Raw genomic sequence first — 22,067 nt, 5'->3', positions numbered from 1 at the left:
CTATGCTGTTGATGATGTTACGCTTGATATTCCGCGCGGGAAGACGCTTGCGCTTGTCGGCGAATCCGGGTCCGGCAAGACCTCTTTCGGTAAAGGGATTCTCCGATTAGGCGTGCCGGTCAAAGGTGATCTTATCTATGACGGTGATAACATCGCAACTGTCACGCGTCAACATCTGCACCCGTATCGGAAACGGATGCAGATTATCTTTCAGGATCCTTACGCCTCTCTGAATCCTCGGATGACCATAGGCGCGATTATTCAGGAGGGGCTGCAGGCACACGGTATCGGTGAATCTGCTGAGGAACGCGAGAATCGAGTTGCAGAACTCATGCAGCGGGTCGGTTTATCACCGGACATGGTGACGCGCTACCCGCACGAATTCTCTGGCGGTCAGAGGCAACGCATCGGTATCGCACGCTGTCTCGCTGTCGATCCGGAGTTCATCGTCTGTGACGAGGCGACGAGTGCGTTAGACGTGTCCGTCCAAGCGCAGATACTGAATCTCCTGAAATCACTACAGACCGATTTCAATCTCACCTATCTCTTCATCACACATAACCTTTCTGTCGTCGAGTACTTTGCGGACGAGGTAGCGGTGATGTATCTCGGTAGAATTGTTGAGCGTGGGACAACAGAGGAAATTTTCGATTCGCCGAGGCATCCGTATACGCGGGCACTCCTCTCTGCTGTCCCGAAGATGGATCCGCAGACCGGTGTTGAGAAAATTCGACTGGAGGGCGACGTGCCGTCACCCATCAATCGTCCCGCTGGCTGTTATTTTCATCCACGTTGTCCAGAAGTCATGCCTATGTGTAAGGACACATATCCAGACGAAACACGTTTCACGCAAACGCGTTCATGCAACTGTTACTTATACCAAAACGCTGAAGAAATAATGTGAGTTCAATAATAAAAATAAGAAGGATGTAACTGTAGGTTGGGTTGAGCGATAAAAGACAAAGAGTCGCCTTATTTATACGGATGATGCTATTTTTCAATCTCATGTTGATAGAAATATAGATAGCGAAACCCAACAAGCCAAGTGCTATTGATGTGCTAATGCGTTGGGTTTCACTCATGTTTTGGTGATTTCAGGTTTTCCGATGAACTTGAAAATCATCTACCTTGTGTGGTTTGTTAGTAAGGTTCCGTTCAACCCAACCTACGCGCTTGTTCTAAAACGTGCAATAAATATGGAGCAGGGTTAGAAGTTCGTTATCGTCGAATTGCGAAAGATAAAAAACGCAATTTCTCCAAATGGAGATAGATTTAGGCGATAACCCGATTTGGACATCGGACAAATCGGAGCAGAAACCCAATCGTTAAAAATATGGGAAAGATTAAGATACTCTCTGCAGATGTTGCCAATAAGATCGCCGCTGGCGAAGTCGTTGAACGTCCCGCTTCAGTCGTCAAAGAGCTGATCGAGAACGCTGTGGACGCAGGAAGCACCTCCATCCGCGTCGAAATCCGTGCTGGCGGCAAACGCCTCATCCATGTCTCTGATAACGGAGTCGGCATGGAACGCGAGGACGCGCTGCTCGCCTTAGAACGCCACGCGACGAGTAAAGTAGACCGCATTGAAGACCTCGAATGTATTCAAACGTTTGGGTTCCGTGGCGAGGCGTTGGCAAGTATCGCCTCGGTCTCACAATTTGAACTCCTCACCCGCACCGCCGACGCACTTGAGGGGACGAAAGTTAGCGTTGATGGTGGGGTCTTCCGTTCCGTACAAGAGAGTGGATGCTCTCCCGGCACGCACATGTCGATTAACAACCTCTTTTACAACGTTCCCGCACGTCTGAAATTCCTCAAAACCGATACCACCGAGATGAACCACGTCACGAATCAGGTGACATGGGCGGCACTCGCGCATCCAAACATCCATTTTTCGCTGACGCATAACGGCAGATCAATGCTTGATGTCCGTGCCTGCGATTCACATCTGGAGCGGGTACGTCTGCTCTACGGCAAGGAGTTCGCTGAGAATCTTATTGAATTCACAGAGGATTTGCCTGATCTGAAGGTATACGGATTGCTCGGAAAGCCGGAGTTTACGAAACCGAACCGAGAATATCAACTCTTTTTTCTCAATCAGCGACCCATCCGCAGTCGGATTATCGGTGCCGCACTCACAGAGGCACTCGACGCTATGGTAGCCAAGGGACGGCAGCCGGTCGCACTGCTTTTCCTCACATTAGAACCAGAGACAGTTGATGTCAATGTGCATCCCGCCAAAATTGAGGTGCGGTTTCGCAACGAACGGACGATTTATAGCGGCATCGTCCGAATACTCCGCAACGCTGTCCATAAAGCGAAGTACATCCCCAAAATCGAGACACCCGTTGAACCGACGCAATCCGAGGAAGACACCGAAACCCGCGATACCGGTCTATCTCAACGGGTTTCCACGCCGGGGTCCCCACCCGTTACTGGGAAGGGGCGCCACACACCGGGTACTGGGCAGCGGCAACGCGCCACAACGCCTATAGCACCAACACAGCGGACGCACGTCCCACAGGTCCCGACACAGGAAACAGAGGACACCGAACAAGTACCGGAAACCGTTGACACTTCGGAAGCGCAAGCCCCAGCCACGCCGACTGAAATCGTCGTACAACCCCCGCAGCAGGAGATCCCTGATGGCGTAAACCTCAGCCTACTCGACTTTGAGAATGTCCAACTCAAGACGAATCTCTTTAAAACGTATATCGTCGCTGAGGCGGAAGACAAAATCTTCTTCATCGACCAGCATGTTGCTGCCGAGCGTGTGCTTTATGAACGCTTCGTTAACCAGATGCAAGCCGACGGGATTCCCGTACAGGGGTTGCTACTGCCGGTTACGCTTGAAGCCACACCGCAGCAACTCAGTGCCTTGAAAATCCACGGTGATATTTTCGAGAAACTCGGTTTTGATCTGGAAGAGTTTGGAGGAAACACAATCCTGATTCGGGCGATTCCATCGCCGCTACCAACCCGTGCCGCCGCGCAGACAGTCACCGACCTACTCGACAAACTCCCGGAAGCACCGCATACCGAGGTGCAACTCCCAGAAGCCATTGATAACGCTTTGATAACGCTCGCATGCAAATCCGCTGTCAAAGCCGGGGATACGTTGGATACCAAGGAGATGATGAACCTCATCAAGGAGTTATCCCAGGCGAAACTCCCGTTCAATTGTCCGCACTCCCGGCCAATCATCGTCGAAATGGGACGCGACGAATTGGAACGCCGTTTCCATCGGTAACTCCCCAGGTCCGGTAGGTGCGGTTTTGCGGCGTACACGCCCAAATGCGATCTGCATTCCCAACCGCATCGGATTTTACACAAAAACCTTGGATACTTCAAACCTCTCTTGAATCCTATAAGAACGATTAGGAGAACGAAAATGCTTAAACCGATTATCGCTGTCTGCTCCGTTTTTGCGGTTTACGCTATATTGACCAGTTACAACGGTGTGCCAATTGACCACGATCACGCCCTCGTGTTCATTATCGCACACGATGAGAGTGTCAACGATGCCAACAATTATGCCGGTATCACCCAGAAAAAGTGGGAGATATGGCGCAGCAAACAGGGCGATATCCGCCACCTGCCGAGATATGTTCGAGAACTTCCGGGTGACCCCAAACTCAATCCGCTCAAGGATCCAAAAGTCGATATTACCATCATCAAACGCTACTACTATGACACGCTCCAAAGAAGGTGGCACGTCTGGGACATTCACCCCGCACTCCAACTGATCTATGCCGATTTCGTTACACTGGTCGGCAGAGAAGCGGTAAAAGAGGTCCAGAAACTCGTAGATGTTGAAGCGGACGGGCAATGGGGAATGGGCACCGCGGATGCCGTTAGAGCGTTCAATGGCGATTTTGAAGCAAAACGTTCTCAGGACCCATACCACGCGTGGGAGGTATTCCTCCAATTTGATAGACAAAAACGTGCCGTTTTCCAATCGCTGGCAAAAGAGAATCCAGAGAAGTACACCACCCACCTCCAGAAATGGCTCAAACGCTCGGACGATTTAAAAATCTACATGCAACCCGTTTTGACGGGGAAAAAATAGTTGATTTATAATGCCGCACATGATGGGGAATAGACGATAAAATCCTCTATAGTAAAACCTAAAAGGACGTGGGGACACCGTTTTTTTAGCCCTGTAGGGGCGGAAACCCTATAGGAATTTCTTGATTTTTTTTCAACCGAACCGGATTCTACGCGGAAACCTTGAAGACTTCAAATACCTCTTCAGTCCCGTAGGGGACGGTATGTCTATAGCCGCATTTGGCGAAAAAAGATATAAGCCCTGTAAGGGCGGCATGTTTATTTGACTTTTCCCTTTATATATGTTATGCTTATAGCATGTTATGTTAGCAATCTAAAAAACTAACAATCAAGCAACCCGTGAGAACAATTGAAAGTCAATATCCAAAAAGTTACACTTCTGCTTTTTTTTTTTCACAATGGAGACTCAGCACAAAAACGCCTATAAACCCTTACAACAACTGGGTTCTACACGATAACCACTATACACCAAATGTTACACTGGTGTAACATTTTTAAGGTAATTTTCATGAAATCAGAACCCTATCAGACGCGTTTCACCATCTTGCGAAAGAGTGATGCTTGTCATAACTACAAAGTATAACCCATTTTTAATCGATGGCGTAAATTCCAAATTACATGAAAAAGACAGTTAACAACGGAATACCGACTGCTTTCGATAATTTTGCCTAAAGAATGATATGGCAAAATCCTTACACAAAAATCTGAAAATAGATCAACACTTATCAAAAACCTTACTTTACCATGGTAACTTTTTTCTGAGAACGGGACAACCACAAAAAACGCCTCTAAACCCTTACAGAAACTATGTTTACGACCTAATTCTCAAAATTACAAAAAAGTAGAAAAAGTTACCATTTGGTAACTTTCTAACCAGATTGGTAACTTTTTTACCGCAGATCGCATCGGAAACTTCAACACAAAATATCAAACGAACAAGGCACTATGATCCTATCATGACTCCGTTATGATATTCGCGTTGAACCGAGACACGGTCAGGAGTTATGGCTATCTAAAAATATCATTATTTCGGAAAAACATTTATCATTTCTATTTCAGCTTAATAGAGGCAACCTTTGTCTCAGCTGCATACTAACTACTGATAACTGACAACCAAAAACTGATAACTGACCCCTATACACAAAATTTCATAGCAACTTTTGATGAAAACGACACGCCTATACCTCATCACCCTACTTTTAACTTTTCTCCTCTTGCTGCCAAGCGCAACCGCTCAAGATTATACAAAATGGAGTTTACCCGATGGAGCGACAATGCGTCTTAGTAAAGGTAGCAAAGGCGTAAATATCGCGTTCTCACCAGACGGTACACGGCTTGCGGTTGGTAGTGCTATCGGGATTTGGATCTACGATGTACGTCCCGACAAAGAAAAAGAACTTGATTTGATTGCTGGTCACACGCAGCGAATCCTATCTATAGCATATTCTCCAGATGCCAGCACAATCGCGGCGAGTAGCAGCAACGATGGAACAGTGAACCTGTGGAATGCCGTCACGGGGGAACGCCAAACGACGCTTCAAGGACATACGAATGCTATCTATTCTCTCGCGTATTCCCCTGATGGCAAAACGCTTGCGACTGGCAGTTGGGACAACACAGCACGCTTATGGGACGCACACACAGGACAGCACAAAACCACACTTTCAGGGCATTCGGGTCATGTCATGTCTGTAACATTTTCGCCCGATGGCAAAACGCTTGCGACTGGCAGTCGGGACAATACTGCCTGTTTGTGGGATACCCAAACTGGAAAACTCAAAACCACACTAACAGAGCACACGAGCCGTATTGATGCTGTAGCGTATTCCCCTGATGGCAAAACGCTTGCGACTGGCAGTAATGACAAAACAGTACGGTTGTGGGACGCGATGACTGGGCAACGTAAAAAAACACTGAGACGGCCCACAGATGGGTTCCGTGCTGTCGTGTATTCCCCTGATGGCAAAACGCTCGCTACTGGAAATTGGGACGGTACGGCGCGGTTGTGGAGCGCATACTCTGGACGGCACAAAGCTGCACTGAGAGGACACACGGCTGTTGTCCATTCCATCGTATATTCCCCTGATGGCAAAATGATCGCTACCGCAAGTGCAGACGACACAGTCCGGTTATGGAACGCAAAAACAGGAAAACACATTGCGACGTTCTCAGGGCATACGCGGTCAATATCCGCCATAGCGTATTCACCGGACGGTGGAACTATTGCCAGCGGTGGTTTCACTGCAGGCAGAGGGACATCACAACTCTGGGACGCACGCACAGGCGCGCACAAAACCACGCTTTCGGAGCATGTGCGTGATGTCTTTGCTGTGGCATATTCTCCGAATGGCAAAATAATTGCTACGGGTGGTAGAGATGGAAAGTTGCGGTTATCGAACGCACAAACTTGGGAACACGTTACCACACTCACAGGACATACGAGCTTTATCTATTCTGTTGCATTTTCTCCGATTGCGCGCACGCTTGCAACCGCCAGCCGGGACAAGACAGCGCGCCTGTGGGACGCACAATCTGGAAAACGCATCGCCACACTCACTGGGCATACGAGTTCAGTCCTGTCTATAGCGTATGCCCCGGATGGGACGACCCTCGCAACTGCGAGTGCCGACGCAACAGTTCGGTTGTGGGACCCACAGACAGGCAAACACATTGCGACTTTCCCTAAATTTCAAGGTGTGGTCCTGTCGATAGCCTATTCGCCGGATGCAGAAACGCTCGCTACTGGCATTTCCAGTGCCAACAACCACGCAGTGTGGTTATGGGACGTGAGCACCGGAAAGCACATCGCTACATTCTCAGGGCATACAAGTGTTATCCGTTCCATAGCATATTCTCATGATGGCACCAAAATAGCGACTGGCAGTGAGGACAAAACAGTGCGATTGTGGGACGCGAAAACAGGAACACACCTTGCCACATTCTCAGGACATACAGAAGGTGTTACTTCTGTAGCATTCTCTCCCGATAGAAACATGCTCGCCAGTAGCAGCGACGATGGCACGATTCTTCTGTGGAAAATACGTTAGTTGTCTCGCTACTTTCCTCTTTATTTTAGAACATCCTCTCGTGAAATTCATCAACAATCTTAACATATCAGGATTTATGAAAACGCCTTGCTGGCAAGTTAAAGTATGGGATTTGACAGGATGGCGTTAAAAAATGTTTTTCTGAATTATGCCACCTTTTTGCCCGAACCCGCGTCACTATATATTGAGACGACAGCGATCAAGTTATCCTTCTTAACTTCGTCTTTAAATCATGCACCTTTTGTCACATAACTCGCGTCTTTATATACAAGCGAAGAAAAATACGCTTTCTGGGTTTTTTGATGAAAAACGAAGATTTTACATTAATCCTATGAGAAAATTGGATTGACACTGAGGAATCGTTCGATGTTTTTAGTGCTACTGAGGCGTGAGATTCTCGCGCATCTGATAACATTTCGTTTTGCAATTACGGTGATCGTCTGCCTGCTGCTCGTTGTCATAACCACGCTCATCAGAATTGACGACTACGAGCAACGGTTGGCGGGTTACAATACCGCCAGAAATGTCCACAGTGAAGCACTTCTGTCCACGCGAACCTATTCTGATTTGAGACCAAAAATTGATCGTCCGCCGAGTCCGTTAAGCATTTTTAATGCCGGTATGGACGACCGGCTTGGCAATACACTGCGGATTTATTACACGAACATGCCCCTCCTCTGGGATGCCGAGTCCCACGGCTCTGGTAACCTTTTCATTGATTATTTTTATCGAATTGACTTAGTCTTTATTTTTCAATTTGTTCTTTCTCTACTCGCGTTACTGTTCGCCTACGATGCGATTGCTGGAGAACGCGAAGCCGGCACATTGCGGCTCACAATGAGCCACCCGGTAAGCCGAAGTGCTATCTTGGGAGCGAAATACTTTGGCGCGATGATTTGTCTGGTTTTTCCGCTCATTATCAGTTTCGCTATTGCCTTAATATGGATCGTTTTATCAGGATCAATCTTTTTCAGTGGAGACGATTTTCTGAGAATCGCAGGCATCTTGCTAACTTCGATTATCTATCTCTCTGCTATCTACTTGATCGGGCTGCTGATTTCCGCCGGGGTGCACCGCACTGCCACAGCACTCATGCTCTCTCTATTCATCTGGGTAGTACTGATATTGGTCTATCCCTCCGTTAGCGTGTTCGCGGTCAGCCAGTTAACCCGTGAACGAGATAGTAAGATAAATTCCAGTTTCGGCGCAATTTGGCAAATACAAGAGACAGTTAACAAAGAAGAGAGAGAATATCTTAAGAACAATGGAGTCAACGGAGAAATTGACCGCTTCTTAAGGGACAGGTATTTGGTACACATTGGTGTAAGTGCCTTAGAGATAGCAAATCATATAGAGTTTAAATCTTATGATTGGCGGGTCATTACCCCGGAATCCGAGAAATTTATTCCTCACGCCATCCGCTACCATCAATTCTTGACACCGCTACGCATTCGTGCCGCAGAGAAAATGGGTTTGGTGCGCATGCCGGTATTCAAGCAGACCCGGTTTTGGCGAGCAAAAATAGCGCGAAACCTGCTTCGGCTCTCCCCTGCCGCGATGTATGACCTCGCAACACAAGCGTGGGCAGGAACCGATCTTTATGGGGTTACCGATTTCTTTGAAGACGCGAGGCAGTATCGACGCACGCTGATTGACTACTTTTATGATAAAGATGCCTTCTCAAGCCGACAGTGGTTCGCCAGCGATAAAGGGACCATCAACTTAGATGATCTACCGAGATTTGTATATCAGCGTGCCAGTCTCTGGACAAACGCTTCACGCGCACTCCCCGATCTTCAGTTGCTGCTATTACTCAATATTCTGCTGTTCCTTGCCACCTTCGCCATTTTCGTCAGGCAGGAAATCTAGCTGTAGGTTGGGTTGAACGGAGCTGAAAAGAGGGACCAAACCTCGAAAAGGTGTGAGTGAAACCCAACACTTCAAACACCGTCTTCCACCGAGGACATAAGATGATTTTTCATATTGTCAAACGTGAACTCTACGATCACTTGAGTAGCCTCCGTTTTGCACTGACAACGTTATTGATTTTGATACTGATGATCGTCAATGCTGTTGCGTATCTCGGAGAATACAAGCAGCAAATGAACATATATCAGAACAACGTTGCGGCGACGCACAACCGGCTGAAACGGCATTCTGACACACTCTATCACTTGGTGTTAAAGGGGCCTGGCGACCTCTATAAAAAACCGAGCCCTTTAGCATTTTGTGCAGATGGGGGAACAGACCTTTTGTTTAGGCATGTTCGCGGCGGCACCGCTAGTCGAACTCGCCGTTGGGAAGGGGAAGACACCTCATACCGGTTCACAGAAATCTGGCGATTAGTCTATCCGCAAGCCAGTCCCGATCTCGGATTTTTTTCACCGCGCAGGTCAAATACGTGGAGCATCCTGCCAGATTTTATCAAAATTGATTGGGCATTCGTAACGGCTATTGTGTTGAGTTTCATGGGCATTCTATTTACGTTTGATGCGATCTCTGGTGAGCAAGAACATGGAACACTGCGGTTGATGTTGGCAAACAGCGTTTCACGGAACGCCGTGATTTGTGGTAAGTTTCTCGGCGCATTTTTTAGCATCGCCATCCCTTTTTTGATTGGAACAATTGTTAGTCTTTCCATCATATATCTTTCTGAAGCCATTCAATTCAAGGGTAGCGATTGGATGCGGATGGGGGTCATCGTCTGTGTCGCGCTCGTCTATACCTCAATTTTCATTTTATTAGGCATCCTCGTTTCGACGCTTACTAAACAGTCTTCAACGAGTCTGGTCATCCTCCTATTGATCTGGACGGTTTGGGTGGTGCTGACACCAAACGCGCTTGGCTCCCTTAGCAGTCGCCTGCACGCCCGGCCATCCCCGAAAGAATTCGTGACGCAGTATCGGAACTCGCGTCAAGATTTACAGACACGCTATTTTGCTCGGATTAAAGAACCTCCGAGACGAGAAATCCCTGCGACGGTCGCGACAGCGTTAGGGGCGGAATACGTCAATAAAGACGCAGAATTACGCGATCGCTTGCATGCAGATTACCTCTCCACCGAACTCCGTCAGATCCAAACGGCTCGGTCCCTGACCCGTGTCTCACCCGCAGCGGTTGTGCAGTATGCTTTTGAAGCATTTGCAGGCACCGGCTTGCCCCGCCATTTAGACTTCATCTCTCAAACACGCCAATACGCGAAACAGTTTCGGCAGTTCCTCATTGATACAGATCGAACAGATCCGGAGAGTCCGCACGCTATTGGCATCCCCGAAGGTACATCACAGAAACCTGTGAACTTCGAGGCCATCCCCAAATTTGAAGATCGACACCGCTTTAGCGCGGATTTTAATGCCGCAATCGTTGACCTACTGCTTTTGATTCTGTTCCTATTGGTGCTGTTCATTAGTACTTTTCTCTCTTTACTGCGCAAAGAGATAGAATAAAAAATAATTTTTTCTGAATTATGCCACCTTTTTGCTCTACCCCGCGTCACTATATATTGAGACGATAGTGAGCAATCTATCTTTTTTTGAGGTATCCGATGAAAAATAACGATGTTGAACTGATACACAGAATCCTCGCGGGTGATGATGCTGCTTTTGAGAATTTGGTGAATAAATACCGAAAGCAGGTGCATTCACTCGCTTGGCGAAAGATCGGCGATTTCCACATCGCTGAAGAGATTACGCAGGATACCTTTCTCAAAGTCTATCAAAACCTGTCAACTCTGAAAAATCCGAATCAGTTTTCTGGGTGGCTTTATGTAATTGCTACGCGCCGATGCCGCGCATGGCTCCGTAAGAGACGCTTGGAAACTGAATCCCTTGAAGATGCTGATATTGACATAATAGAAGGTGCCGCGTATTCCAAATATATCGCAGCGGAACAAGCAAAAGTATCAATAGAGACACAACGCGAGGTCGTTAAAAAGTTACTCTCCAAATTAAAAGAGAGTGACCGAACGGTGATAACACTCTACTACTTTGGTGAAATGACGTGTGAAGAAATTAGCCGGTTTTTAGGCGTATCTGCAAGTGCTATCAAAAGTCGACTCAGTCGCGCCCGACGACGTCTAAAAAAGGAGGAACCGATGATTCGCGAGGCACTCAACAATGCAAAACCGGATGTCCGAAATTTAGTAGGAGAAAATTCCGATACTCCCGGGAGAGGTAATAACACAGGGCAGGCATCAAATCAGGTTTTATCTGATCCCGGAGACTACACGCGATGGCGGCTGCCCGAAGGCGCGAAAGCACGTCTCGGTAAAGGCGAAATGACAGGAAATATCGCTTTCTCGCCGGATGGTACACGACTCGCGGTTGGAAGTGCTATCGGGATTTGGATCTATGATGTACGTCTCGGTGAAGAAAAAGAACTTGATCTGTTCACAGGGGATACAGAAGTGGTCAATGTTCTTGCTTTTTCGCCAGATGGCACTATTATCGCGAGTGGCGGTTCAGACAAAACTGTACGCTTATGGGATGTAGACACGGGCAAGCAGGTAGGCACATTCATGGGACATACATGGACTATCACAGCAATAGCGTTTTCTCCGGATGGAAGTACGCTCGCCACCGGCAATGGGAGTATTGAAGAAATAGAAAAAATAGTGCCGGAAGTCAGATTGTGGAATGTCCAAACAGGAGAACATATAACGACACTCACAGGACATACGAAACGGATCACTTGTGTCGCATTTTCTCCGGATGGAAGCACGCTCGCAAGCAGCAGTAATGACCAGACGGTGCAATTGTGGGATCCACAAACAGGAGAACACAAATCTACGCTCAACGAAAACTGGGGACGGGTCTCTTCTGTTACGTATTCACCGGATGGAAAAGTCCTTGCCATTGCCTATCCTGACGCAGTGCAATTGTTGGACGAACAGACAGGTACACATAAAATTACGATCAAAGAACATAACGGAGATGTCTTTACAGTAGCGTTCTCGCCTGATGGCGCGACTCTTGCTACTGGCGCGTATGATACAGTCCGCTTGTGGGATATACAAACAGGCGACCCTATAACGACCTTTGAAGGGCATAGCAGAGGTGTTCCATCCATCGCGTTTTCCCCAGATGGAAGTACGCTCGCTTCTGCTGGTTCAGACAATACGGTGCGGTTGTGGGATATTCAAACAGGAAAACACAGAACAACGTTCAAAGGTTATGCGGGTAGTCTCACTTCTTTGGCATATTCGCCGAATGGAAAAACTATCCTTTCAGGGAATCGGAATGGAGTCGGTTCCTTATGGGACGTTCAAACGAAACAAAAAATAGCCACACTCAAAGGGCACACGAATTATATCACTGCTGTTGTCTATGCCTCAGATGAGAATACTATCGCTACTGCCGGTAGGGATGGGACAGTCCGCTTGTGGGATGCTGGCAATGATGTATCGCAGGAACACACAAGAAAGCCCGAAACATCAATTGTAAAGCATCCGGACGCATTTAGATCTATGGCATACGCACCCGATGGAAACACTATTGCTACGGGCGGTAGGGATGGAACGGTCTGTTTTTGGGATGCACAAACAGGGCAACAAATAGCCACACTCAGGGGACATACAGCAGCTCTCAATTGCGTTGCCTTTTCTCCAGACGGCGCAACACTCGCCAGTGCCAGTAATGACAAAACAATCCGATTGTGGGACGTTCAAACAAGGCAGATTATAACAACGCTTGAAGGACATACGCAAGGTCCCAATTCCATCGCATTCTCGTCGGATGGTACAACTTTGGCAAGTGCAAGTGACGACAAGTCGGTTCGACTGTGGGACGTTCGCGAAGGAGAGCAGAAAACTATAATTAAAACACCGCCTCAATTGAGGTACATCAGTGTTGTGTTCTCACCGAATGGGGATAAAGTGCTTACTGGCAGTAGGGACAAACCGGTGCAGTTCTGGGACACAAATACAGGAGAACACATAGCAACACTCACGGGACATACGGGGGGTGTTAACAACGTAGTGTTTTCTCCAGATGGAAACACCATTGCCAGTGGAAGCCACGACGGGACAATTCTCCTATGGGAGCTGCGTTAGTACTAATAGGTATAGTTTAGAGGATCCACACTGCCATCTTGCCGGTGCCACGATTACACCATGCATAATACGGAATCGCGGTAACTTCTATCTGCTTCGCACTCGGGCCCGTGAGATAGAGATTATCTCCCCACTCGGTATCGTTCAGGACGCTGCCCGTACCACGGATAAGCGTTACACCTCCCAATAAGTCACTATTAAATGTCGTCTCCAGTGCGTTATTGTTGGTGAGAGCCAGCGTCTGAAACGCGCCATCAGGGTTGTCAACATCTTCAAAACAGTAGACGAGCGGACCGCGGCGTAAAGCAGAGCGTCCAAGGTTTTCTCTCACAAGTGGATGCGCGTGGACACGTGTAACAGGCATCGCGAGTTGAAGTGCCACACGGTCACCGGCGCGCCATTCTCGTGTGATAGAGAGATAACCGTCCGAATTCGCTTGTGCGTTGTAGACTTCACCGTTGACCCGTGCTTCAAACTCTTCACACCACCCCGGAATCCGTAGTTTCAAACTGAAGGATACCGGTGCTTGTGGCGTGATTGTTAGCGTTACGTCGCCTGTCCACGGGTAATCGGTTGCTTGTGTCAGTCTCACTGGGACATTCCGTGCGACAATCGCATCGGCGGTGCCGCCGACATACAGGTTCACCCATAAACCTTCTTCCGATTCGGCGTAGATGTACTGTCCAATAGAGGCGAGAAGTCGAGCGATATTCGGTGGGCAGCACGCACAACCGAACCATTCGTGTCGATGCCTATCCCCGTGGCTTGCCAATGGATTCTGATAGAAGAAACCCGTGCCATCGAGCGAGATGCCGGAGAGTGCGCCGTTGTAGAGCGCCGTCTCCAATACATCAACAAAACGAGACTCCCCACGCAGCAAGAACATCCGATGTGCCCAGAATATCAGTCCGATAGAGGCGCACGTTTCGGCATAAGCAGAGAAATTGGGCAATTCATAATCTTTCGTGAAACCTTCGTTGTGTCCAGAGGGGCCCACACCACCAGTGATATATAGACGTTTCCCGACGTTCTGCCAGAGGGCTTCAAGCGCGTGTGTAATAGCGGTATCACCGGTTTCGTAAGCGATCTCGGCGGCACCACTATAAAGATACATCGCGCGCACAGCGTGCCCGACACACTCTGTCTGTTCCTGTATCGGGAGATGGGCTTGGGCGTAATGTCCCTCGAATTTTCCATCGCGTGTGAAGTGGTGTTGATATGCACCGAGTCCACCCGGAAGGTCCGGGTTCTGTAATTCTTTCTCAAAAATTGACGGAGAATGTCCACGCTGTCTGACAAAGTAATCCGCGAGGGACATGTAGCGGACTTCGCCTGTCACACGCGCCAGTTTCACGAGCGCGAGTTCGATCCCTTCATGTCCGGGCAACCCGTCTCGTTTGCCGGGGCCGAAGGTGTTATCTATCAGATCCGCGAACCGACACGCAACGTCTAACAGCGTCTGCTTTCCTGTGGCTTGGTAATGCGCGACACCTGCTTCAAAGAGGTGTCCGGCACAATACAGTTCGTGCATCATACCGAGGTTCTGCCACCGTTTTGTCGGTTCAACCAATGTAAAGTAGGTATTCAGGTAACCATCGGGCTGTTGGCTCGCGGCGATCTTTGCGATGACTTCATCGAGTTCCGCTTCCCATTCTGGATTCGGATGCGTCCAGAGTGTATACGCTGCCGCTTCTATCCATTTATGGACATCCGAATCGTTGAAGAAGATCCCTTCAAAATCCCCAGACATCAAGCCAGCGGCTTTCGCGAAGTTATCAATCCTGCCGGTTATTTGGCACTGCGCGAGTTCATGTGGAATTGTCGCCTCGGAATTCGTTTTCTGTCGAGGTGCCCAAAACTGGTCGCTAATCGTGACAGCCGTAAACGGAAGTGCTCTCAAAATTTTATCCTTTTCCATGTTGTCGAGTCAGGCAAAACTAAGGTATGGGTACCTCGATGGACGATCGAGTTAACGTCGTATCAACGGCTTCTCATGCTGACCTGTTGGAACGCTTCTTTCGGTAAATATTTTCCTAACACTTTTTCAAGGTCTGAGTCCGAAAGCTGCTGTGGCGTGATTAAGACGCATTTGTTCCGTGAACTCGTTGTCCAAGAGGTCTCAAAATCCTTATAACTTAATCGACGCTCAGAGAAACTCGCTGGGTTTTGAAAGGATACTTCACTTGTAGCGTCGTTATAACGCGTTAAGGGTAGAATCTCCGGGTGCCCACGTGAAAATTCGATCTTTACAATCGGAACCCACCCTTTCGCGATAAACGCTTTTAGGACATCGAACGAACAGTTGGAGATAATAGCAGCGTGCTGTGCTGCGCCACGCGTCTTCGCATAGAAATCATCAAGTCCACCTCTGGTATTCGCGTTCGGTGGTGCCTTGAAAGCGTTTCCAACGTATGGCCGTTCTTGCAAACGGACGAAAGCATTTTCAGGCAAGCTGGATTGATTCTGTTTTGACTGAGGCGTCATGTTCCTCTCGGCGGCAGTGATCGCGGATTCTGGGACATGGTATTGACCTTGCGGTGGCGGACCGCAGTTTATTGATAGAAACAGAAAAACAAGCGATGCGACACAAGCGCACACAGTCGAATATGAAGAGTTAGGAAGTCGTACCTGACGCACTCCTCTTAAAAAAAACGGATGGCGTTTCATAATTTTATTCCTCCTTGCACATAGAAACGGCTTGCCTGAGAAACGGTTTACATATCGTTATCAATCGAGCTTAACTGTTATTTCCCGTTTTTCCTTCCATGATTCCACAATCGCTTCGGTAATCCGTAGTGCTTGCAAGCCATCTCTTCCTGTCGGTGCGGGCGGGCGATCGGTGAGTAGATCATCAACGAGAGCCGCCATCCGTAGTGCGAATGTCCCATCAAAAGCAAGCTGTTCGGCTCTAAAAATGGAGGGTCGATATTCTTCAACGACCTGATTATCTCGTTTCATTAGAGTGGCGCGTGAGAGCACATTATTGACCACGATTTCGCCATCAGAGCCGCAAATTTCAAGGTGTTCGATCGGGTGGATAAAATCGCTGTCCCAGCTCGCTAAGAGTGTCGCGACGACTTCCGTTTCATAACGGAACGAGATCGCCATACTGGTATAGCATGCGTCCTCGCCTTCGCGCGCTTCATGTTGCCGCGGTTTCGCCATCTGCGCACAAACGGCAACAATTTCGCCACCGAACCAGCGGAGCAGATCAATGGCATGCGTCTCGAGTTCGTAAAGTAGGTAATATTCTCCCTTCCATGTTGAAGCCGGGCCACCTTGCGATAATTTCATGTCTAAGTAATACGTCTGCCCAATTGCCCCTGCGTCAAACCATTTCCGTGCTTGGACATATCCCGGTGCGAATCGGCGATTGTAGTCGATAGCGAGGTGAACACCCTTCTCTTCTGCTTTGGCTACCATCTGTTCTGCTTCGTCAATATAAAGCGAGAGCGGTTTCTCGGAAATAACATGTTTACCTGCTTCCAGGCATTCCATCACGGGTTCAAAGTGCAGATGGTCGGCGGTTACGACATCTACCAAGTCGCATTCTTCATGCGCAAGCATCTCCTGGATGGAGGGATACCACTTGGCAATATTGAGTTCTTCGGCACGTGCTTGCGCTTTAGCGGCATCTATATCACACACTGCCACCAATTCCGCCCCCGGATGCTGCAGATAGCCGAGTTGATGCAGACGTCCTATACCACCGCACCCAACTGCTGCAACTTTCAGTTTCCCTGCCATAATCGTGTTCTCCTTTACGCGCTGGGCGCGCCGCGAGCAAAATGTGCTCCTACTAAAGTTCTAATCCGACCTACGACCTTCATCTTTAGAATCTGTCTTCGGCAGATGTATCTCTACCTACAACATATAGTATATCATGCAAAAAAAAATAACAAGTGAAAATTATTCTGCAGAACTCCGTAAAATCCAAAATGGAGATGTTGCGGCACTGACGCTTTTGTGGTATACTTTTCTCATCAAATTTTGAAAGAGGGGTGTGCCGTAATGAACTGCCCACGTTGTAAACGGAGAGATGCCGTCAAAAATGGGAAAGCCAGGGGAAGTCAACGCTACAAATGTAAAGCCTGCGGTTTTCAGTTTACACGTCAGACGACTCGCGGGAGACCACCATGGCAGCGAGCCTTGGCGGTTTTCTTATACTGCCGTGGGGTCTCTATAAGCGATATAGCACGGATGTTCTCGGTGGCACCGAGTACCGTCTTCAAATGGATCCGAAAATTTGGATCCGAATATACACCACTACCTGAAGCGGCTGCAGGTGGCACCATTTTTCTTGATGCGAACGAAATAACAGAGTATCTCGAAAAACAGAGCGAATCTTCTGAATCTGGAAAAATTTTTGTCGTGATACCGGAGGACGTGTCATCTGAGAACGTGGTCGTCGGAATTAAACAGGATTGATCAAGAACCGCATCGTGGAGACACAATTTGATTTGTCTTGACAATCTCGAAAATCTGTTTTAAAATTGGAGAAGGAGGTTTTGACATACTCCCCCCGCTAAAGCAGGGGGATTCTTAGAAACACCCTGCGCGGGGCAGATCGTGCGATCAACGACCTTAGCTTGCATAGCAAGTCTTACAAAGCCTCCTGCAACAGTTAATGCCCTAACTGCGACACCGAAGTGTCCTTACGAAAAGTTTTGAGTCGTCTGTTTCAGATGGGATGTGCTTTTAAGCAATCTTTCCCTACTAACGACTGACAAGCAGATTTTCAACAAGTATAGAGGCGTGTGAGGCTTTTACGTAGTTATCTCACTTGTTTAGTGTATCTACCACAACATTAACTACAACCAATGCCGAACACTACTTATTTAGACGATTTAGAGAGAAAAACGTTTAGACGAAAACAACGAAAAACATAGGCAGTGTCTACATCCCTCCACTGAAGTAGGGGGTTTTGACACCGAAGAATAGGATAAAACTGACTTATGAAAACACGATTTTTAACAGCAAATTTTGGCTTACAAACGCTGCCAAAATTTGGAAGAATTATCACGTATAGTGCAAGTATATGTCTATCCATGCTCCTCTTTGTAGGCGTTGCAAACGCAGCGGATTCGTTCGGGGACCCGTTTGAAGGGGGCGACTTGAAGAATCCTAATTGGGAATGGCAGAACGAACCCCCGAAATGGGATGTCGGCAAAACCCGCGCGGATTTCCTGTATATTGACAGTGAACCGAACCGAAATCTCTGGGCAACAGACGCATCTCATTTCCTGTATCAGGAAACCGATACCGATATGTTTGATGTCGAAACCCACTTCTTCGCCAAATGGGATACCAGTTCAGGAGTCAATGGACTGGTCGTGAAAAGCCCGAGCGACGATAATTGGGTAACCATTAAATTCTGGTCGCGAGATGCAGGACCAAAAGGACAAATCCAATATCAAACCAAGCAAGCCGGGATGGGTCCGCCTGATATCCATTGGAAGTTTGGTGATTGGGGTGAGGTCGAATTGTCCCTCCGACTCAAAAAAGATGGCGATACATATACTGCTTGGTATAAGGCAGCGGAAGATAAGGATTGGGTGGATATTGGAGAAGGTGAATTTGAACTCACGCCGCCGTTATGGCTCGGAATTTATGCCGGTGTCGCAGCAGGCGCAGGAAATCTGGAGGTCGAATACGAATACTTCAACGACAATCTGAATCCGTTCCCCGTTGAACCCGGCGGAAAAGCGACGACAACTTGGGCAGCAGTCAAATCCCAATATTAAGGGTGGATGCAAATTATGCGGTATTATCTGATCCTTATTTTTATTTTCTTCGGTGTTTCCGCACTCGCGGCATCCACCTTCAAGGATGTCAGTCGCACCGCAAATGTCTATCAACGTGAAACACCCGTTGACACGGAGTCCGGGGCCTGGTGGGGTCCCGGTACTGCCGCTGTAGATTACAATAATGACGGTTGTTGGCTTGATATCTTCGTCGTTGGCGATGGCGGTTTACCCAACGCACTTTACCACAACAATCAGGATGGAACATTCACAGATATAGCGGCGAAGGCAGGTATCGCTCATACACCGAATGGGCGCGGGTGTGTCTGGTTCGATTACAACAATGACGGATGGCGCGACCTCTATGTAACCTGTGCCGGTCCCAATTTTCTCTTTGAAAACAACGGAGATGGTACCTTCACAGACGTAAGCGAACACGCAGGTGTTGCCGATGAAAAACACGGCACCGGTCCCGTAATCGCTGATTATGATCACGATGGATGGTTGGACATCTATATCGCTAATTGGGGACGAGCACCCTCCCTCTTAAACCCAATTCCTGCTCCAAAAACCAACGTCCTCTACCGAAATCGAGGGGATGGCACCTTTGAAGAAGTTACAAAAATCGCTGGCGTTGAAGATGACGGGATCGCTTGGGGGGCAATCTTCTTTGACTACGATGGCGATACTTGGGCAGACCTGTTCGTCGCAAACGATCACGGACCTGACAAACTCTATCGCAACAGAGGCGATGGCACTTTTGCTGATGTTTCAGAGTCGTCTGGCATCGTAACCGAAATCAACGGGAAACCGACAGGCGCGATGGGACTCTGCGTCGGCGACTATGATAACGACACTGACTTAGACTTTTTCATCACTAACTACGATGCGGATCTCCTCTGGCGAAATAACGGTGACGGCACTTTCACGAATGTGGCTGAAGCTGCTGGGGTCGCAAACGAGGGTGTAGGCTGGTACGCCAGTTTTGTTGACTATGACAACGACGGTTGGCGCGATCTCTACGTCGTCAACGGTGATGTTGATGGCTCACAAAAGACCAATCGCAATCGCCTCTATCATAATCAGAACGGACAATTTGTTGACCGTGCCGATGCACTCAACGCCACTGTTGATGCGGTCGCACGCGGTGCAACCTCTGGTGATTTTGATAACGATGGCGATGTCGATTTCTATGTCGTCAACAACACCGGCAATACCCTTCTCCAAAACGATCTGGATCCTGGCTTTCCGAAATCTAACAATCGGTTCGTCCAATCTAAGAATCGACGCATCAAAATCCGGTTGATCGGCACAGAAAGCAACCGAGATGGCATCGGCACACGCGTGACAGTAGCAGTGGGTAACCACGTTCAAACACAAGAATTAATCTGTGGTACAGGTTTCTTGGGCAGTGACAGTTTAGAACTCGAATTTGGCTTTGCTGGATTGTATCAATCGGGTTCTATTACCTTGGCATGGCCCTCCGGGATTGTCGAAACGCATCAATTTGGATTTGGTGGGGATGTCTATATCTTTACAGAAGCAGGTGATGTGGTAACGGCTGTTGAACCGACTGGGAAACTGGGCACAACATGGGGCAAAGTCAAAGCTGCCGAGGTCTTTCAGAACTATCCGAACCCGTTTAATCCGGAAACTTGGATTCCCTACCGACTCTTTGAATCCAGCGATGTCCAGATATCAATCTACTCCCAAACGGGTGAACTGATTCGCAACTTCAACCTCGGACATCAGGCGCATGGCGAAAAGATCCTCTATTGGGATGGTAAAAACCGAGAGGGAGAAACTGTCGCCAGTGGCATCTATTTTTATCAGTTCAAGGCAGGCGATACCCAAAGCGTTCGGAAAATGTGGTTAATGAAGTAGGCATAATTCCTAGCCTTGTGATAATTTCTAAACTAAATGGAACGAGGTTAGAATGGAGGAGAAAATGACTTTAATAGTAGAAGAAGGGAAAATAAGCAATGGACACATTGTCCTATCTAAACCTCTTTCCTTACCGGAGGGTACTGAAGTACGCGTACAGATAGAACCCGTGGATCCAGATGCTATTAGTGAAGATAATAGTCAAGATAAAGATTCCAATGAATCTGAGGAATTTGCTAATCTACCTTTCTTTGGGATGTGGGCAGACCGAGAGGATATGCGTGATAGTGTTGAATGGGTGCGAAAACAGAGAGAAAAATCGAAAGAACGACTTACCGATAGCCGATAGCCAAATGGAAAATATATTTTTCAGGTGGTGGGGATGTGGCGCATTTGATGCCTGCTTTGGCGACATCAATATCGCCTTTGATCCCTATCTCTTCAATCAGAACTTAGCGGATGTCCAACCGATATACGACTATATCTTTATTTCCCATGAGCATTTCGATCACTGCCACCCCGAAACCTTGCGAAAGTTATGTCGCGGCAAGCACTTTAAAAAACTGTTCGTCAACCCCGGATGCATGACACCCGCACAACCCATCGCCGAGAAATATGGGGATGCCGCATTTGAACGCGACCTGCCAATCACTAAACACGTTCCCGCTGATAAAGTACAAATTCTCTACCCGAAACATCTCAACGAGAGACAGGGCGTATCGCGCAATTTTCAAGGATCAGACACGCTCAGCCTCGGCGATATTCAAGTTGAAACAATCGAAAGTGGCGAAAATCAGACCCCAAATCTACCGACAAACGGGTATCTCATAACACACACAAAAAAGAATGTCTCGATCTTACACATTGGTGATTTACACGAACCCTATCCGGCATTGGCAAACCTCCACGGCAAGGTGGATTTCCTGATTCACATGAAACTCGGCATCGGTGGTGGGCTTGCACCTCGACTCATCGAATTATTGGAACTGATTCAACCTCACTACATGATACCGACGCACTATCGAACCGACCGAAAATCCGACCCTATTCCAGAGGGACATTGGCCCCCAAACGTCACCGATGAAATGGCGTTCATTGAATCGATGCGTGCCATTATTGGCAATAGAACACAACTCCTCCCCTTTACCGCAGGCGTGGAATACGAAGTAGAGATGCCGCAAAAACAGGTCATCTGGAAATGGGAGTGGTTCAATACTTGGGACGTTCCGCCGTGGCGAGGATAAGATTACGATTAGCGATTTCTACGTTCACTGT

Annotated in this window: 15 protein-coding genes; 12 read left to right on the top strand and 3 right to left on the bottom strand. The window is 48.1% G+C overall.

The window, feature by feature from the left end:
* From OXH00_25390 to OXH00_25360, 7 genes are all read left to right on the top strand, one after another.
* A partial coding sequence (locus tag OXH00_25390) for an ABC transporter ATP-binding protein (protein MCY3744363.1) occupies positions 1–904 on the top strand: 904 nt, incomplete at its 5' end.
* Positions 905–1,333: 429 nt separating this feature from the next.
* Positions 1,334–3,250 (top strand): DNA mismatch repair endonuclease MutL, encoded by a 1,917-nt coding sequence (gene mutL, locus OXH00_25385; protein MCY3744362.1) that lies wholly within the window; start codon positions 1,334–1,336, stop codon positions 3,248–3,250.
* Positions 3,251–3,391: 141 nt separating this feature from the next.
* Complete coding sequence (locus tag OXH00_25380; GenBank protein ID MCY3744361.1) at positions 3,392–4,069, top strand: hypothetical protein; 678 nt, start codon at positions 3,392–3,394, stop codon at positions 4,067–4,069.
* Positions 4,070–5,231: 1,162 nt separating this feature from the next.
* On the top strand, positions 5,232–7,115 hold the full coding sequence (locus tag OXH00_25375) for a WD40 repeat domain-containing protein (GenBank protein ID MCY3744360.1): 1,884 nt from the start codon (positions 5,232–5,234) through the stop codon (positions 7,113–7,115).
* A gap of 366 nt (positions 7,116–7,481) precedes the next feature.
* A complete protein-coding gene (locus OXH00_25370) occupies positions 7,482–8,984 on the top strand; it encodes an ABC transporter permease subunit (GenBank protein ID MCY3744359.1) in 1,503 nt (500 codons plus the stop codon).
* A 101-nt stretch (positions 8,985–9,085) separates the two neighbouring features.
* On the top strand, positions 9,086–10,561 hold the full coding sequence (locus tag OXH00_25365) for an ABC transporter permease subunit (GenBank protein MCY3744358.1): 1,476 nt from the start codon (positions 9,086–9,088) through the stop codon (positions 10,559–10,561).
* Between the two features lie 98 nt (positions 10,562–10,659).
* Positions 10,660–13,164, top strand: a complete 2,505-nt coding sequence (locus OXH00_25360; protein MCY3744357.1) for a sigma-70 family RNA polymerase sigma factor — start codon at positions 10,660–10,662, stop codon at positions 13,162–13,164.
* A 16-nt stretch (positions 13,165–13,180) separates the two neighbouring features.
* Here the strand turns inward: OXH00_25360 and OXH00_25355 are convergent, their stop codons facing one another.
* From OXH00_25355 to OXH00_25345, 3 genes are all read right to left on the bottom strand, one after another.
* On the bottom strand, positions 13,181–15,082 hold the full coding sequence (locus tag OXH00_25355; protein ID MCY3744356.1) for a glycoside hydrolase family 127 protein: 1,902 nt from the start codon (positions 15,080–15,082) through the stop codon (positions 13,181–13,183).
* 62 nt (positions 15,083–15,144) lie between these two features.
* A complete protein-coding gene (locus OXH00_25350; GenBank protein MCY3744355.1) occupies positions 15,145–15,648 on the bottom strand; it encodes a hypothetical protein in 504 nt (167 codons plus the stop codon).
* A 243-nt stretch (positions 15,649–15,891) separates the two neighbouring features.
* Positions 15,892–16,911, bottom strand: coding sequence for a Gfo/Idh/MocA family oxidoreductase (locus OXH00_25345; GenBank protein ID MCY3744354.1), 1,020 nt, complete (start codon positions 16,909–16,911; stop codon positions 15,892–15,894).
* 264 nt (positions 16,912–17,175) lie between these two features.
* On the opposite strand from OXH00_25345, the gene OXH00_25340 reads away from it, so the two are divergent.
* The 5 genes from OXH00_25340 (at position 17,176) to OXH00_25320 (ending at position 22,036) form a co-directional block, all read left to right on the top strand.
* Positions 17,176–17,592 (top strand): helix-turn-helix domain-containing protein, encoded by a 417-nt coding sequence (locus OXH00_25340; GenBank protein ID MCY3744353.1) that lies wholly within the window; start codon positions 17,176–17,178, stop codon positions 17,590–17,592.
* Between the two features lie 527 nt (positions 17,593–18,119).
* Positions 18,120–18,908 (top strand): hypothetical protein, encoded by a 789-nt coding sequence (locus tag OXH00_25335; GenBank protein ID MCY3744352.1) that lies wholly within the window; start codon positions 18,120–18,122, stop codon positions 18,906–18,908.
* A gap of 15 nt (positions 18,909–18,923) precedes the next feature.
* Positions 18,924–20,792 (top strand): FG-GAP-like repeat-containing protein, encoded by a 1,869-nt coding sequence (locus tag OXH00_25330; protein MCY3744351.1) that lies wholly within the window; start codon positions 18,924–18,926, stop codon positions 20,790–20,792.
* A gap of 64 nt (positions 20,793–20,856) precedes the next feature.
* A complete protein-coding gene (locus tag OXH00_25325; GenBank protein ID MCY3744350.1) occupies positions 20,857–21,141 on the top strand; it encodes a hypothetical protein in 285 nt (94 codons plus the stop codon).
* Positions 21,142–21,145: 4 nt separating this feature from the next.
* Positions 21,146–22,036: an MBL fold metallo-hydrolase gene (locus OXH00_25320; protein ID MCY3744349.1), complete on the top strand. Its 891-nt coding sequence runs from the start codon at positions 21,146–21,148 to the stop codon at positions 22,034–22,036.
* The last annotated feature ends 31 nt before the right edge of the window (positions 22,037–22,067 follow it).

It is taken from the genome of Candidatus Poribacteria bacterium (genome assembly GCA_026706025.1).
Classification (GTDB): Bacteria; Poribacteria; WGA-4E; order WGA-4E; family WGA-3G; genus WGA-3G.
Note: the sequence above shows the minus strand (reverse complement) of the source record. Positions and strands in the feature narration are given on the sequence as shown.